The organism is Bartonella sp. AR 15-3 (genome assembly GCF_002022445.1).
Taxonomy (GTDB): Bacteria; Pseudomonadota; Alphaproteobacteria; order Rhizobiales; family Rhizobiaceae; genus Bartonella.
Window position 1 is genome coordinate 94,610 of record NZ_MUYE01000001.1, and the last position, 15,841, is coordinate 110,450.

The following is a 15,841-nucleotide window of genomic DNA, read 5'->3' on the forward strand; positions in this document are numbered from 1 at the left end:
TTATTCCTTTAAATACAATTGGTTATCATCATGCTCATAAGAGCGTGCATCTAATGCTTCTGCTACTTCTGATGCTATCCTTATTGTTCGGATAGTTAAGGGTATTGCAAGAGCGATAATATTTATATTAAGTCCACGCGCTCTCTGTGCTTCACATATCTCATTGAATTTTTCGCTGATAACCGGAATAAATCTAATTGCCATAGATAAGGCAATACTTAATTTTGATGAATTTACACCCAAACATGAAAAGAATCGAAACCCTACTTCAATTGAAGTTATCATATCTGAAGCTTTTGTTGTGAACGAAATAAGTGATGCTAAAGAAATGAGAAGAATCAAGCGCAATATAAGCGAAAGACCTGTAAGCCAATTATCAAAAATAGCTTGAAAAATAAATATAAAGATTAAAAATAACCATACTGATTTAAACTGTTTTATTATTTTATTGAAAGGAATTTTAGCTATTCTGTATAATAAGGATATAGATAATAAAAAAAATAAAAAAGTAGATATTGATGAAACCATAAAGATAGTGGTTCCACACAGGATAAGAAGTGATAATTTAATCCCTGGTTTAAGCCGGTGGATAAAAGTGTCTTGAGATATATATGAACTGATCATGACATTCTTCTTATATATTCTTTGATTGCAACCAAGGGTATATCATCAACGGCTATTTCTCCCTTATCCAAAACAAGCACTCTATCAAATTCTTTTAGAAATTCCAAATCATGGGATACAATGATAGTTGTTTGTGGTAATTCTTTAATGGCTTGTGTAACGCGGCGTTTATTTTGTAAATCAAGTGATGTTGTTGGTTCATCAAAAACAATATAGTTTGGTTTCATTGCCACCACACTTGAGATAGCAACTAATTGTTTTTGTCCACCACTTAATAAATGAATGGCATGGTTTCTAAATGCCTGGAGGTCATAATACTGTAAAACTTCATCTACTCGTTTTTTGATTTCATCCTTACTCAATTTTAAGTTTTTAAGACCAAAGGATAAATCTTCTTCCACTAAAGGTAATACAATTTGATTATCAGGATTTTGGAAAACAAATCCTACTTTACGTCTTACTGCTTTTGCATCATATTTTGTATCCAATCCATCAATATTTACAGAGCCATTTGATGGAAGTTGTAAACCATTAATAAGACGAACAAATGTACTTTTTCCAGAACCATTTGCACCAATAATTGCAATCCGTTTTTCAGTGAGATTTACGTTAATATTTTTTAAAACGCACAAATCATCAAAGATTTGCGTTACCTTATCAAATTTTATCCCCAAGATTTATTCCAATCAATATATGATTTCAGAGCTATCGTTTAAATTTATACCCTAGTAATAAAAGTAAACACCATATAGGAATGATAATAACTGCTAAGCTCATATCAGGCATCTGTAGAGGGATATAGGATGCAATAAAGTTCACTTTTATTCCTATCATTTCAAAAAGTTGAGCAATTAATCCATTTTTTCCTAAACCACTTACAAACATAATGCAAAACAATAGTGCAAGAAAACAAAGGCAAAGATAATTTGCATAAGGATATAAGCCAAATGCATAAACAAACGATTTTTCTTTATCTTTATGTATTTTTCGAAACTTAAAATGTACAATGACAATGATAGCCCAAGTAATAGCTGCTGTTACGGTTGTAATCGACATAATTCTCATAAAACTATTATCCGGTATAAAAATATTAATGACAATAATTGTCGCAGTACAAATTGATGAAAAAAGAATGGCAATATAAGGAACACAACTAGCATTAAGTTTACTAAAAATACGTGGCGCGTTTTTTTGCATTGCTAGACTATAAAGTATACGACCATTAGAATAAATGGCACTATTATAAACTGAAATAGCAGCCATAATCACAATAAAATTCAAAATATGACCAGCTGCAGGAATACCTATAGTTTCAAAAATAGTGACGAAAGGACTGCCATTTTTTCTAATCATATTCCATGGGCTTATCATCATAATTACACTTATAGAACCGACATAAAAAATGACAACACGCCACATAACTTTGCGAATAGCTGTTGGAATTGTTTTTTGTGGATCTGATGTTTCTCCAGCTGCAATACTGATAAGCTCTGTGCCACCAAAAGAAAACATGAGTATAGAAGTAGCAAATACAACTCCCATTGCTCCATAAGGGAAAAAACCGCCGTGATCCCAAAGATAGTTAATGCTAGCCTGGCTTCCATTCATCCCTGTTATAATGATAAAAATTCCAAATACGATCATACCAACAACAGCAATAATTTTAATCAAAGCTAAACCAAATTCAAATTCTCCATAAAAACGGACGTCAATAAGATTAATCAATGTAATAAACAAGAGAACGAACAAAGATGATTGCCAATGATCAATTAAAATCCAATGATCAAGATAAAATCCGATAACTGTCAACTCGGTCATACCAACAAGAATATAAAGAAACCAGTAATTCCAACCTGTTATAAAACCAGCAAGACATCCCCAATACTTATAAGCGAAGAAACTAAAAGCGCCTGAAGTTGGTTCTTCAGCTGACATTTCACCAAGCATTCGCATAATAAGATAGATAATGCACCCTCCAATGAGATATGCTAAAATAGTTGAAGGGCCAGCTAATTGGATAGCTTCTGTTGATCCATAAAAAAGGCCTGTTCCAATAACACCTCCCAAGGCAATCATTTGAACATGACGATTTTTAAGGCCACGTTTTAGCTCTTTGTATTTTAGCTCAACATTGTTCATTATTCTGATGTATTTAACCTAAATTTATATAAAAACAAAATATAGTTTCTGTGCATTTTTGTTTTAGAGAAAAAATTACAGTAAAAGTTAATTCATTTTTTTCATGATAATGCAACTTTCTATTTTTTATAGATTGTATCAAATATTCTATTAAAATAATAGGAATAAGATATGTTTCAGCCTTTAGTTAAATTAACAACCCTTATTTTGTTACATTGACATGTATGACATTAGTTATTGATGGTGTACGTTCTATTAATGTAGCAAGTCGGATTATAAATCCATTTAGTGAAATATTAGCAGTTTTTTTCAGACAGATACTAATAGTCTCAATCAGTTTATATGTAGCATTATGCCATTTCTTCTATCTTCAATTTGTATTACTCTTATTGAGTTTCCAGCATGGTTTATATTTGGTCTTTTGACAATTTATATCTTAAGTTACCAACCACAAAAACCTTTTCATAAAATTTCGTATCAATAAGGAAAATATATTCATGATTAAAGAATTTTTTCTAAGATTTATTATGTTTACTCATACAATAGTGCTCAAGCATTCACATTTTTAAAGATAACAAAAATTAACCATGTTAGTAAATCGAAATTAAAGATATTTTTTACACTACATTAAAGAAAAATTACAAGAAATATAATAACAAGAATAATAATTTGATACAGTTACTAAACAAACTTTTTAAATAAAACACAAAAAATACTTTTGTAAGCTATGAAGAATAAACATGCTAGTTTCACTATAACTTTTACCCGTGAGGAGGACGTTCAACAGGAATTTCAGAGAAATCTCGCTCTTCTAAATCTAGCAATCGTTTTGTTAAAGCATTTAATTTTTTAGACATTTCACTTAAACTTTTCCATTGATCAGTTACCACACAAGAAAGTTCTTCAATAAGCTTTTCTTGATGGGATAGTTTAATCTCTAATTCTGTTATTCTATTTTCATATGACATTGCCTTCTAACTCCATTTTAACTTTATATCTATAGATATAGAAATGAGAAACACTTTTCTATCAACAATTATCATATTAGTATGGTTTTGATTGTATAAAAACACAAACATTCTTATTTTTTTCACTCAAAAAATAACTTGTCAAATAAATTTTTTCATTCCTCGCAAAATTACAAACACTCTTCTAAACAGAACATTTAGCGCCATTTTATTGCACAAAAATTTTTATTTTTGCCCTACTTCTGAAATTCGATATGATCATAAATTGAAGAAATATTTCATTCACTTTAAAATAGCAAAAGCTCAAGAAACATAATTTTATTTCTTTTCCTTATAAGGATCTATTTTTCTATTTTAATAATTGTGGCATTTTATAAATTATTGAAAAAATTACCTGCTTGCTTTTATACATACTTTTAGTTATTACCCTCGAAATAGCCTTTAGTTTTAAGGCATATACAAGTTTATGCCGTATTAGCTCAGTTGGTAGAGCACATCATTCGTAATGATGGGGTCGCTGGTTCGAATCCGGCATGCGGCACCGTTTTATCTTTAATAGATTGAAATATATAGACTTTTCCTTTAAATTATTATTTGAGGATCGCCTTTCGATCATTCTTTGTGATTTATATCATTTTACCTAATTTATGCTTATTTACTCTTTATTCTATGTTTTTCTTTGATTTATTATAATGGCTAATCAACCAACACAAGAAATATGTTTATTTGTTACGTAACCAACGAGAAAGAGCAACCCGCACATTGGCGTCACTTTTTGATTAACTTAGTTTTCCACCTTCAGTCGTGTTTTTGCTGCTTTTGCAGTTTTTTCTGTTTGCTTTTTCTGTTCAATTTTTTGCCAAGGGTAAAGGTTTTTGCTAAAGTCATAAAAAGCGGTAAAGATGCATCTGTTATCAGCAGATTTTTCTAATAAACTAGATCATAGGTGATGCTTCTGAAAGCGTTTGCCTACAAAGAAAATAGCAAAACCTGTTGCTAAAACCATAATGTCGGCTAGTGCCCGTTGCATTGGACCACTTCTTGCTAACAAACCGTCAAGACTTGAAAAAGAACCAATGACTGCTGCAAGAGATTCTGCTATAAAAAGGCCTGTTGGCTTTTTGGTTTCCACTATTTGATAGTTGGAGGGAACAAAACCACCTCTCACCCATAACTCTGCTTCTGCTATACACCGATAGATGAGGCCTTGTAAGTACTTACCACCGGCTTTGGTTCATTTCTGTAGTTCAGGGTGTTTTCAAACGCCTCACTTGGAAATATACATTGACGCAATAATGTCAAGAATAAAGATAATCATATATTATACAATGTACAGTCAATTTGAAAATGCTGTCGCTAGCGATAGTTTGCGCTGTCCTTCCCCGCAATAGATCCAACCATCTGGGAAGTACCTTTTACATTGATGTTATTGACTTTATTTTAAAACAATGGATAATAATGGTTTTACTACGTTTGTATTATCCTCAAGCGTTATCACTACTGGTCTGTTTAGCATGGCTGCTATTTTAGCCAAATCAAGAATAGCTTTTCCTGTTATGTTACTACAGTCCCAAAATCCGAACGATACATGTGGAGTGGATTTATGTTTTAGTTCTAAAGCACAGCGAGATATGTCTGCATGAATTGTAACCTCATTTATATAACCCTCTTGCATATAAGACTCGCTAATAGATGGTCTTATCATTAAGATTGTTATAATCAAGGATAGAAGTATTTTTCCTTTAATTTTCATAATAGTTTCCCTCTCTAAAATTTAAAATAGTAGAATTTAATTTCCTTCTCATCACAATAGAAAAAGATTCTCAAGGTTTACAATTTGTAAGTCAATTAGCTTCTTTCGATAAGTTCTTACTGCTGATTACTTATGCAGTAATTTTTTTATAAAAATATATATAATTTTGTTATAGTAGACACATTTGCAATTTACTCATCATCAAGATTAATGACTAATTATTGTACGTACAGTGTGATGAGATTGCCAAAACCAATCCGTTCCAAATTGCTGTGGTGATTTTTTAGGAGAACAGGATGATTTTAATTCGCACTGAGCATATGTAAGCCATGGCTGATGTGACCAAGCCGGATATCCATCAGGGAAAGCTGCTAACTGTGGTTGAGCTCCTCCTCCTGCAAGATGCATATATAATTGCTCTCTATAATCTGGATTCGGAATAAATTCACCAACAGTTCCCCTCTCACTCTTTCCCATCCTATAACTTGATTCCAATGAATCCTACCCAATGCAGCCATTTCTGATTCTTGTGGATGTGGAGAATAATCCAGTAACGATGCATTAACATCAATGAAATTAGGGGTAGCTCTAATATGATAAACATAACCATTATGATTAAGGTGCTCATTTACCCAATTTATTGCAATTATTCGAGCTGTTGATGTAGATACATAGCCAGAATTATGACGTGACATTCCTGTTTCACTTCCATGCACATGATTCCATAAATTTATATCTGGTGGAGGTTGATTAGGCCGTGTTCCATCCATCCCTCGCGGAATGAAACCACCTTCACGTTTTATTTCTTCGGGAGATTCCATAGCCGCTCGATAAACTTTGCGGATATCATCCGCAAAGACAGATTGCGAAAATATAATACTTATTACAGAAATAAATAGTTTAAACATCTTCCTCTATCCCCCTTCCTCACCCTTAAGGATGAGTTGATTACTTTATAGAACATATGAGCAAGCTCTTATCTTCTCACTCTCTCTATTAAATGTTTCATTTACTTTCTTAATATAAAAATTTAAGTAAAACAAGAATGAAATTCTCATTGATTTTTTTGGGGGGGAGGGAAATTAACATACAAGCGATAATCTTCTTTAAAAATTACAATTAAAGTGAGGAGTATGTTGACATAGCTTAAGAACATTATTTAGCTTTCTTATTGGCGGCATATTCTTGACGAGCAAGTTGGTATTGTATGTTTTTGGTTAATCGTTCATTAGCATATTGTGCGATAGCACTTGCAATTTCTGGCTTTGACATCACCGCAGCAATTGATGGTCCTTCTTGTTTTGCAATGGGAAATTTATCTCCATCCACTCTTTGAAACACATTACCTTTCAGCTTTTGTAATTCAACACGTTTTGGAAAACTCCCACCCTTGATAAAACCATGAGGCAAGATTTCTTTTTTTCCAAACATTGTGTAAGTCACACCGCGTTTTGTTTCTTTAGCTTGAAAAAATTTAAGAGGTATCGGTGTTCCAGAACCAATGATATCCGTTTCGAGAAACTTTGCTGTAGCCTTTTCTTTAATATAAATGCCTCGTTTGATATGCTTTAATTGGGCAGATGTAACGTCAGCAATTTATTTTTCGGCAAAGCGTTCAACTTGTTTTGCAGAGGTGTTTACAGCATTACGCAAAGCCTAATTAAGGCGTGGTGCTTGAAGATTGGTAAAAGTATCCTGCACGCATGTTGCGTCATAAAGCAGTTATCCAATGTGCCCGTTATGCTTTCGGATTTTCTGGTATTTATGATGAAGATGAAGCTGAACGGATTAATCAAGGTTCTCATTCACAAAGGCAGCTTGTATCCGATGAAATGATCATGGGAATCCAAGGCCTCATGCATGAAATACAAACAGATGAAACAAAAGTTTTGAACTTTGCAAATGTCAGAAATATAACAGATCTTTCTCTTCAAGAAGGACAGACTGTTTTGCATCTCTTACAGAAAAAAAGAGAAAAACAACAGCCAGTTGACATTGTCTATGACTATGATGACACCTACAGTCAAGACCGTGTTCATCACCCAGAGCAACGGGCGGTGTGAAATGAAGCAAAGAACTGCAGAATGGTTTCAAGCACGTTTAGGGAAAGTCACCTCTTCAAATATTTACAACGTCCTTAGTCGAACCACTAAAAACTTGCCCACAAGCAAATATGAAGAATACAAAATCAAACTCATGACAGAACGTTTAGTCGGTGAAATCTGCAAACCACCTTCGTTTCTGGATGATAGAAATAATCAAACCAGAATATTTAGCACAAATGCATTTTCAAATGGCTTGTACAGGACGTCAGTGGTGTGATTTTGTGAGCTATGATCCTCGGTTTGCAGGACAATCCGCTCACTTACGTCTTAAGGTTCAGCGTATTCATCGCAATGATGAGCAGATTGAAGCCATCAATCAAGCGGTTGAAACCTTTTTAGAAGAAATCGAACAAGACATAAAATAGATTACAGCTCAAGCTGCTTAAAGTTAGGGGGATGCTCCCGCCATCATCCCTCTCCAGCGTCCCCTCCCATTTATGTAACATAAAAGATAGAAAGGTCATGAGATGATATTTGATGATGGTGATAGATATGTAACAACCCGTGAATGCACATAACTCTTCAGCATATCTAAAACAACGATTCGCAATTGGGTACTTCAAGAGTTGTTTTCTGAACTCTATAAATTAGGTAAGGCAGTGAGGTGGAGAAAAAAAGAGACTTTTGGCATTCACTCTAAAGAAAAATAAGGAGCAAATAAAAACAAATTAGGTAAAATTGTATAAACTAAAACAAGGTGATCTAAAAATAGACAGTTAAAGAAAAAGTGGTGCCCAGACGCGGATTCGAACCACGGACACGCGGATTTTCAGTCCGCTGCTCTACCAACTGAGCTATCTGGGCACATTTCAACAAATTCATGGATTCCGTGAGTTTATAACATTAAAATTCTTCCTGTCTAGTCGCCAAAATAAAAATAATCTTTTTTTATAAATTTATTCTCGAGTATCTATTCCAAAATATAGAATTACACTATAATTTATTTTTTCACATGGAAGAGCAGCACTCAAGTATCTCAAATAAAAGTGATCATCAGTATAATAAATTCGGCATAATACATGATCTAATTTAGAAGAAAGTTCATTATTAGTACAATGATTTTTCAAAATCTTTTAAAAAAATATTAGAATATTTTTCATTCTTAATGACTAATTTGCAAAAAATCATAATAATATTATCAAGTTTAAAATTGGAAAGCTAGATTTTAGGGAAGTTATATCATCTTTAATTTACATTGTTTTGTTAGTAGAAAGGTTATTGGTGGTGGCAGTGATGATTTGGCCTTATCTTTAAGAAGAGTTATTCAAATATGTATTAATATTTTTTCTGTGTAACGACGATGGTTTCTGTTATTGCTGCTGTTGATATTGTAGTACAGGCTTTTTAAGCAGTTGTGGTGTGTTTGAATGAAGGGGGAAGAATTTTTTTGATATTGACATGTAGTCTATTTGGGGGATCAAAAATGTTGGTTCATATGAAAATAAGCAAAAAGTTGAAATGAAGAGTCACACTTGCTATAAAATTTTACTATAAAGAACCACTTGTTTTTGAACACTGGTGTTATTTTCCAAATACAACGGAGAAAGTTATGGCCAATGTAGTAGTTGTCGGCACACAATGGGGAGATGAAGGCAAGGGTAAGATCGTAGATTGGTTGTCTGAGCGGGCAGATATTGTGGTAAGATATCAAGGTGGGCATAACGCAGGTCATACATTGGTTATTGACGGAATTAGTTATAAATTATCACTTTTACCATCTGGTGTAGTTCGTGGAAAGCTATCAATTATCGGTAATGGTGTAGTCGTTGATCCTCATCATTTTGTTGCAGAATTAAAAAAATTACGTGTTCAGGGTATAAAAATTACACCGGAAATTTTACGTGTTGCTGAAAATGCTCCTTTGATTCTTTCGGTGCATCGTGATCTTGATGCAGCTCGGGATAGTAATGTTTCTGGTTTGATAATTGGCACAACAAAACGTGGTATTGGTCCTGCTTATGAAGATAAAATAGGTCGTCGTTCCATACACGTAGTGGATCTGGCAGAGGCTGATACTTTAATGCCAAAGATTGAAAGGTTGATGGGGCATCACAACGCTTTGCGTCGTGGTATGGGGGTTACAGAAATTGATCCACAAACACTTTATGATGAATTAATGCAAGTGGCAGATGAAATTTTACCCTTTATGGAGTGTACGTGGCGTCTTTTGGATGAAAGTTATCGTATAGGGCGGCGTATTCTATTTGAGGGCGCACAGGGTGCATTATTGGATAATGATTTTGGAACTTATCCTTATGTAACCTCTTCTAATACAGTTTCTGGGCAAGCATTTATTGGTTCTGGTCTGGGCCTTGGTTCAATTCATTATGTGTTGGGTATTGCGAAGTCTTATACGACTCGTGTGGGAGAAGGGCCATTTCCAACAGAAGAAATGAATAAAGTTGGTGAATTTCTTAGAGAGCGCGGAAATGAGTTTGGTGTTGTGACGGGTCGGAAACGTCGATGTGGTTGGTTTGATGCTGTTTTAGTGCGTCAGATGGTGACTATTGGTGGCGTCAATGGTATTGCACTGACGAAGCTTGATGTTTTTGATGATTTAGATGAAATTAAAGTTTGTATTGGTTATGAACTTGATGGTAAAAGAATAAACTATTTGCCATCCTCTATGGGAGCACAGGCACGTGTTCAACCGATTTATGAGACATTAGAAGGTTGGAAAGAAACAACGGCACGTGTATCAAATTGGGCAGAATTACCAGCACAAGCTATCAAATATGTGCGCTATATTGAAGAATTAATTGGTGTACCAGTTGTTTTATTATCAACTAGTCCTGAGCGAAAAGATACAATCCTCATTGCTGATCCTTTTGCAGATTAATTTTTATCTTATATCTTAAATTATAGCAAAAATAAGCATCTAAGACTATATAACAGGAAAGGTATAAAATAGCATTGTTTATTTTTGTGCTCATCTAAATTACTATGGCGTTTGTACTAATATCAATTACGTTAGTTGAGGGCTAAAGTAATGAAGGGGTAGTACTTTAGTTTTATAAACTGAGAAATTTTCCTCTTAAGTTTAAGAAAGACTATGTAGAATATGATAGATTTCGTTGGGATCTTAAAAAATACAATTAATGCGCAAAAAGAGATTACGCCTAAATTACGCGAACAAGTTTATGAGCGGGCTACTAAAATATTAGAGCATAAAATTGTAAATATAAAATTGTCAAAAGCAGCAATAGAAGAGCAAAGACGTGCTTTGCAAAGTGCTATTACAACTGTTGAAGAAGAATATTTAGCTGTTGAAAAAGAACAACTTTCTTCAATTATGGGATGGAATTGTACAGAAAAAACTAGTGATGAGAAAAATGCACAAAGCTCTCTAGCATCATTAGAAAATGATGTTGCGGTTTTAGCTATAGAAAAACAACACCAATTATCTATTACTAGTTTAGTTGATAATGAAATTGTTGATGAGGTATCTGTAATATCAGATATGCCGGATGCGGAGCTTGTTAATGTAGATGCTTTTAATAATGCCCATGAAGAGGGCTCAAATATTGAAAAAGACATGTCTAAGAATGTTCCTTTGGTTTCTCCTTCGCAAGTGGATAATTCTCATATTGTGTCACATATCTTTTCGCAAGCTTTACGGCGCGCTAATCGGTCAACGCTACAAAAGCGTATTTTAGTAAGTATTATTTCTTTTTTTAGTATTATTATTTTGTTTAGTAGTATTTTTTTTATTAGCGGACGTATATTTATATCAGACAATCAAAATTTACAGGAGAAAAATACGCAGATATCTAACACAGCACAAAAAGCAACTCAAACAAATCGAAAATTAACACAACGCTTATTAGAAGATGGAAGTGAGGTTGATGTTGGTCCAGCTGAAAAAAGCGAATTTCCGAGTTCAGAAGGGACATCAACAGTTATTGCGACTAATTTAAAGTCGTTTGGGCAGGCAGGTGAAGCTGTATTATATCAAATGCCTACGAAACATGATACAGGAAAAGCAGCGACGGGTAGTGCATCATGGTCATTGATAACAGAAGATTCTGTTAAAGGGCTTCAAGGAGAATTAGCTATAAGAGGCGATATCATAATTCCAGATGAAGGATTATCATTACGGTTAACTTTACGTCGTAATACTGATGAATCTTTGCACGCTGCTTATATTATAGATTTAATTTTTATTACTTCTGATAAATTTTCAGGACAAGCAATCAATGATATTAAATCATTGACTTTTAAGGAAAGTGAAACATCGATCGGTCAAACTTTAGTTGGAACTGTAACTGCTAAGATTGATAATGATTTTTTTGTTTTTGCATTGATTGGCAGTCATCCGTTTCTCGATAGAAATCTACAGCTAATACGTGACCTAGATTGGCTTCGTTTAGTGATAAGTGATAAAAATGGCCGTATGTATGAATTAACTTTTACAAAAGGTCCAGCAGGCCAAACCATTTTTAATGAAATTATCGGACAATGGCTTATGAAAAAAAATCAATCATAAGCCTTTTGTTAAAAAAATGCTGATATAGAGAAAATAAAATGTAACAGTTATTCTCAACCTACTTTCAATAGATCTATTTCGCAGTACGAATATGTTATGATGCCAAGTTTCTCTTATTTTTCAGATTTATGCAAACAAATGCGATTTTGTACTTTCTTCTGGAATAAAGCAGAGATTTTAATGGAATTTTGTACTTTTTCAAATGCACGTGCTTCAATCTGCCTAACACGCTCTCTGCTGATATTAAATTCATTCGAGAGTTCTTCTAGCGTTAGTGGTTCATCTCTTAAACGGCGTGCTTTAAAGATACGTTTTTCGCGTTCATTAAGATTATCCATAGCCTGTATTAACAAGGAATAACGATTCTCTAATTCATCTTGTTCAATCAAAATTTGTTCTTGGTTATTTGAATCATCAACCAACCAATCTTGCCATTCATAACTTTCACCTTTATTTGTAAGAAGAGGAGCATTAAGAGAAGCATCACCACTAAGTCGACGGTTCATTGATACTACTTCGTCTTCTGTAACTTTTAATCGTGTTGCAATTTCTTTCACTTGTTGTGCATTGAGATCACCACTATCAAGCATTTGCAATTTGTTTTTTAATTTACGAAGATTGAAAAAAAGACGTTTTTGATTAGCAGTTGTTCCTATTTTCACTAAACTCCAAGACCGTAAAACATACTCTTGAATTGATGCTTTAATCCACCACATTGCGTAAGTCGCAAGACGAAAACCACGTTCTGGTTCGAAACGCTTAACAGCTTGCATAAGCCCAATATTTCCTTCTGAAATGACTTCTCCGATAGGTAAACCATAACCTCGATATCCTATTGCAATTTTCGCTACAAGACGTAAATGACTGGTTACCAATTTATGAGCTGCTTTTGGGTCATTATGCTCATGATAACGCTTAGCTAACATATATTCTTCTTGTGGCTCAAGTATTGGAAAACGGCGGATTTCTTCTAAATAACGGTTCAGGCTATTATCATTTGCTATAAACGATGGTAAATTTATATGGGCCATATAGCACCCTCCTTTTGCATGAATTCCCTTAAAGGCGAATTTTATTTACAAACATTATATATATATAACACGTTTCTTGCTTTATTTACACTAGTATAATTTGCAATTTTATTTGAAACTAGATATTTTATTATAAAATCTTGTAATGATTAAAGGTTTCAATTAAGTTTTTTTAAAGAGTTGATAAGATTAGTGAGATCTTTGGGAAATGGCGAAGAAAAAGACATAATTTTTCTGTTCGCTGGATGCTCAAAGGTAAGGCTAGTTGCATGGAGCGCTTGCCGATTGAACTGATCGATTATATTTTTAATTTCAGGATCAAGAGTATTTGACTTTGTTTTAAAAGCATTTCCGTATACTTTATCTCCTATAAGGGGATGGCCAATATGCGCCATATGAACTCGAATTTGATGTGTGCGTCCAGTTTCTAGACGACATTCCAGAAGACTAGCTAAAGATGTTGCGTCATTACAAGCTCCGTATTTCTCTAATAAAGAAAAATGCGTAATAGCACGACGAGCATGAGCGTGTTCACTATGAACGACACTGCGCTTTGTTCGATCACGGGAAGAACGGGCAAGGAATGTATCAATTGTCACAATATTGCGATTAGGAGAACCCCAAATGACAGCATGGTAACGTCGGTCTAATGCGCTGGTTCGTCCATGATCAGCAAATTGGGCATTAAGATTTCTATGAGCAAGGTCGTTTTTAGCAATAACCATAACACCGCTTGTGTCTTTATCAAGACGATGAACAATACCAGGACGTTTAATACCTCCGATACCAGATAAACTATCGCTACAATGATAAATAAGTGCGTTTACTAAGGTACCTGTCCAATTACCATTCCCGGGATGAACAACAAGACCGGCTGGTTTATTAATAACAATAACATGATTATCTTCAAATAAAATATCAAGAGCTAGAGCCTCACCTTGAGGTCGTGCGTCGTTAGGAGTAGGTATTGTCAATTCGATTATTTGATTAGATTTTAATTTTATTTTTGGTTCTTTTATTAATTGACCATCAATTTTTAAATAACCCTCGCGGATTAGAGTTTGCAAACGTGAACGTGATAATTCTTCTTTATATTGTTTAGCAAGCCATTGATCAATTCGTTGTCCACATGCATTTTCATTTGTTATGTGTTGTGCCACTACATGATCCCTTTTTTGAGATTTTTATGGGATTCTTTTACCAATATGAAATCGCTTTGGTATCTAAAAATTCTTCAATTCCCCAACGTCCACCTTCACGAGCGCGTCCAGATTGTTTTACACCCCCAAAATAGCTGCCATCAGGCAAATCGTATCCGTTAATTTCTACCATACCAGAACGTAGTTGTGCAGCAATACGTTGACATCTATTTCTATCTTGTGATTGTATATAATTGGTGAGGCCATATTTTGTATCATTGGCTAAGGTTACAGCTTCTTCCTCTGTATTAAAGGGAATAATTGAAAGAACTGGACCGAATATTTCTTCTCGGAAAATACGCATATGTGGTTTTACATCAGCGAAGACTGTTGGTCGTACATAATAGCCCCTTTTCATACCTATAGGAAGACCTGTGCCACCAGCAACGAGAATTGCTCCTTCGTCGATTCCAGATTGGATAAGGGCTTGAATTTTATCGTATTGTTGTTTTGATACAACGGGACCAATGTGATCCCCTGATTGACAACTTAATCCTACCATTGTTTTTTCAGCAATATGTTGTGCTATTGTTATAGCTTTATTATAGATCGAATGTTCCACAAGCATACGTGTTGGTGCATTGCAGCTTTGCCCACTATTATGAAAACAGTTGTTTACACCACGTTGAAGAGCATCAGCATCAGCATCAGCAAAAATAAGATTAGCCCCCTTGCCTCCCAGTTCTAAGCAGACGCGTTTTAAAGTATCACTAGCATTTTTAGAAATAGCTTTTCCTGCTCTTGTTGAGCCCGTGAAACTGATCATTTCTAAATCTGGATGTGAAGATAAATAAGAGCCTACGTTGGCTCCATCACCGTTGATTAAATTAAAAACACCAGCAGGTAAAGCAGCTTCATCTAAAATTTCAGCGAAAAGCATTGCAGAAAGAGGAGCAAGTTCAGAGGGCTTTAAGATCATAGTACAGCCAGCCAATAACGCAGGAATGACTTTTAAAGTTATTTGATTCATAGGCCAATTCCATGGTGTGATCAATCCGACGACACCAATAGGATCGTATTGCAAGATTGCATGGTTATAGTCTTTTACTAAAACTTGTTGAAAAGAAAAATCTTTGAAAGCTTTAATAAAATTGCGAATATGATAGCTACCGGCAGCAGTTTGAGAATTTCGCGCCATATCAATAGGCGCACCCATTTCCATTGAAATAGTTTTAGCGATATTTTCGGAGCGTTTTTCATAAATTTCTAAAATTTTTTCAATAAAGGCAAGACGTTGCTCTGGTGTAGTTGTTTTCCAATTTTGAAAAGCATTTTTGGCAGCAGTAATTGCTTTATCTACATCTTTGATATTCCCAATACTGATAACAGCACAGATTTCTTCTGTTGATGGGTTAATAACATGAAGATCATTGTTTGTACTCGGGCTTTCCCATAGACCGTTGATATAAAATTGTCTCTTATTTAGCATAATCTATTTACCATTTCTTTGTTTGCAAATTGCAGAGTACAGGTTGCTTTTGTAACAAGAGGCTCTTCACTGAAATGCGAACGGGTTTAAAGTAAAGAAATAATACC

At 34.3% G+C, this 15,841-nt stretch carries 11 protein-coding genes, 2 tRNA genes and 5 pseudogenes; 6 read left to right on the forward strand and 12 right to left on the reverse strand.

From position 1 onward, the window contains the following. The 4 genes from BAR153v2_RS00425 to BAR153v2_RS00445 form a co-directional block, all read right to left on the reverse strand. A complete protein-coding gene (locus BAR153v2_RS00425) occupies positions 1-624 on the reverse strand; it encodes an energy-coupling factor transporter transmembrane protein EcfT (RefSeq protein WP_078679835.1) in 624 nt (207 codons plus the stop codon). Next, the gene (locus BAR153v2_RS00430; RefSeq protein WP_078679836.1) at positions 621-1,298 is read right to left on the reverse strand and encodes an energy-coupling factor ABC transporter ATP-binding protein; all 678 of its coding nucleotides are present in this window, start codon (positions 1,296-1,298) and stop codon (positions 621-623) included. Before BAR153v2_RS00430 ends, BAR153v2_RS00425 begins: the two co-directional genes overlap by 4 nt. Positions 1,299-1,329: 31 nt before the next feature. Beyond that, positions 1,330-2,763: an amino acid permease gene (locus BAR153v2_RS00435; protein WP_078679837.1), complete on the reverse strand. Its 1,434-nt coding sequence runs from the start codon at positions 2,761-2,763 to the stop codon at positions 1,330-1,332. Positions 2,764-3,524: 761 nt separating this feature from the next. Beyond that, the gene (locus BAR153v2_RS00445) at positions 3,525-3,731 is read right to left on the reverse strand and encodes a SlyX family protein (protein ID WP_078679838.1); all 207 of its coding nucleotides are present in this window, start codon (positions 3,729-3,731) and stop codon (positions 3,525-3,527) included. 468 nt (positions 3,732-4,199) lie between these two features. On the opposite strand from BAR153v2_RS00445, the gene BAR153v2_RS00450 reads away from it, so the two are divergent. Further along, positions 4,200-4,272, forward strand: a tRNA-Thr gene (locus BAR153v2_RS00450). Between the two features lie 399 nt (positions 4,273-4,671). On the opposite strand, the pseudogene BAR153v2_RS00455 reads toward BAR153v2_RS00450, so the two are convergent. From BAR153v2_RS00455 to BAR153v2_RS00475, 4 genes and pseudogenes are all read right to left on the reverse strand, one after another. Continuing rightward, positions 4,672-4,965 (reverse strand): annotated as a pseudogene (locus BAR153v2_RS00455) (lysozyme); the annotation flags it as partial. A gap of 201 nt (positions 4,966-5,166) precedes the next feature. After that, positions 5,167-5,484, reverse strand: coding sequence for a hypothetical protein (locus BAR153v2_RS00460; protein ID WP_078679840.1), 318 nt, complete (start codon positions 5,482-5,484; stop codon positions 5,167-5,169). 207 nt (positions 5,485-5,691) lie between these two features. Continuing rightward, positions 5,692-6,392 (reverse strand): annotated as a pseudogene (locus BAR153v2_RS00470) (enterotoxin A family protein). A 247-nt stretch (positions 6,393-6,639) separates the two neighbouring features. Then, positions 6,640-7,137 (reverse strand): annotated as a pseudogene (locus BAR153v2_RS00475) (hypothetical protein). A gap of 50 nt (positions 7,138-7,187) precedes the next feature. Between BAR153v2_RS00475 and BAR153v2_RS00480 the strand changes: the two are divergent. The 3 genes and pseudogenes from BAR153v2_RS00480 to BAR153v2_RS07425 all read left to right on the forward strand — a co-directional run bounded on the left by BAR153v2_RS00480 (position 7,188) and on the right by BAR153v2_RS07425 (position 8,261). Further along, complete coding sequence (locus BAR153v2_RS00480) at positions 7,188-7,547, forward strand: hypothetical protein (RefSeq protein WP_078679843.1); 360 nt, start codon at positions 7,188-7,190, stop codon at positions 7,545-7,547. A gap of 1 nt (position 7,548) precedes the next feature. Then, positions 7,549-7,954 (forward strand): annotated as a pseudogene (locus BAR153v2_RS00485) (hypothetical protein). Between the two features lie 102 nt (positions 7,955-8,056). After that, positions 8,057-8,261, forward strand: a pseudogene (locus BAR153v2_RS07425) (helix-turn-helix transcriptional regulator). A gap of 56 nt (positions 8,262-8,317) precedes the next feature. On the opposite strand, the gene BAR153v2_RS00495 reads toward BAR153v2_RS07425, so the two are convergent. Then, a tRNA-Phe gene (locus BAR153v2_RS00495) sits at positions 8,318-8,393 on the reverse strand. A gap of 745 nt (positions 8,394-9,138) precedes the next feature. On the opposite strand from BAR153v2_RS00495, the gene BAR153v2_RS00500 reads away from it, so the two are divergent. Beyond that, positions 9,139-10,428: an adenylosuccinate synthase gene (locus BAR153v2_RS00500; protein ID WP_078679844.1), complete on the forward strand. Its 1,290-nt coding sequence runs from the start codon at positions 9,139-9,141 to the stop codon at positions 10,426-10,428. Positions 10,429-10,650: 222 nt separating this feature from the next. Next, positions 10,651-12,075, forward strand: a complete 1,425-nt coding sequence (locus BAR153v2_RS00505; protein ID WP_078679845.1) for a hypothetical protein — start codon at positions 10,651-10,653, stop codon at positions 12,073-12,075. A gap of 113 nt (positions 12,076-12,188) precedes the next feature. On the opposite strand, the gene rpoH is transcribed toward BAR153v2_RS00505, so the two are convergent. From rpoH to BAR153v2_RS00520, 3 genes are all read right to left on the reverse strand, one after another. Next, complete coding sequence (rpoH, locus tag BAR153v2_RS00510) at positions 12,189-13,106, reverse strand: RNA polymerase sigma factor RpoH (RefSeq protein ID WP_078679846.1); 918 nt, start codon at positions 13,104-13,106, stop codon at positions 12,189-12,191. Between the two features lie 158 nt (positions 13,107-13,264). Next, a complete protein-coding gene (locus BAR153v2_RS00515) occupies positions 13,265-14,266 on the reverse strand; it encodes an RluA family pseudouridine synthase (RefSeq protein ID WP_078679847.1) in 1,002 nt (333 codons plus the stop codon). A 37-nt stretch (positions 14,267-14,303) separates the two neighbouring features. Then, on the reverse strand, positions 14,304-15,734 hold the full coding sequence (locus BAR153v2_RS00520; protein WP_078679848.1) for an aldehyde dehydrogenase family protein: 1,431 nt from the start codon (positions 15,732-15,734) through the stop codon (positions 14,304-14,306). Between the last annotated feature and the right edge of the window lie 107 nt (positions 15,735-15,841).

Coding starts and splice junctions, on each gene's coding strand:
- BAR153v2_RS00425 (WP_078679835.1), bottom strand. CDS start 624: ATGATCAGTTCATATATATCTCAAGACACTTTTATCCACCGGCTTAAA.
- BAR153v2_RS00520 (WP_078679848.1), bottom strand. CDS start 15,734: ATGCTAAATAAGAGACAATTTTATATCAACGGTCTATGGGAAAGCCCG.
- BAR153v2_RS00445 (WP_078679838.1), bottom strand. CDS start 3,731: ATGTCATATGAAAATAGAATAACAGAATTAGAGATTAAACTATCCCAT.
- BAR153v2_RS00500 (WP_078679844.1), top strand. CDS start 9,139: ATGGCCAATGTAGTAGTTGTCGGCACACAATGGGGAGATGAAGGCAAG.
- rpoH (WP_078679846.1), bottom strand. CDS start 13,106: ATGGCCCATATAAATTTACCATCGTTTATAGCAAATGATAATAGCCTG.
- BAR153v2_RS00505 (WP_078679845.1), top strand. CDS start 10,651: ATGATAGATTTCGTTGGGATCTTAAAAAATACAATTAATGCGCAAAAA.
- BAR153v2_RS00460 (WP_078679840.1), bottom strand. CDS start 5,484: ATGAAAATTAAAGGAAAAATACTTCTATCCTTGATTATAACAATCTTA.
- BAR153v2_RS00480 (WP_078679843.1), top strand. CDS start 7,188: ATGTTGCGTCATAAAGCAGTTATCCAATGTGCCCGTTATGCTTTCGGA.
- BAR153v2_RS00435 (WP_078679837.1), bottom strand. CDS start 2,763: ATGAACAATGTTGAGCTAAAATACAAAGAGCTAAAACGTGGCCTTAAA.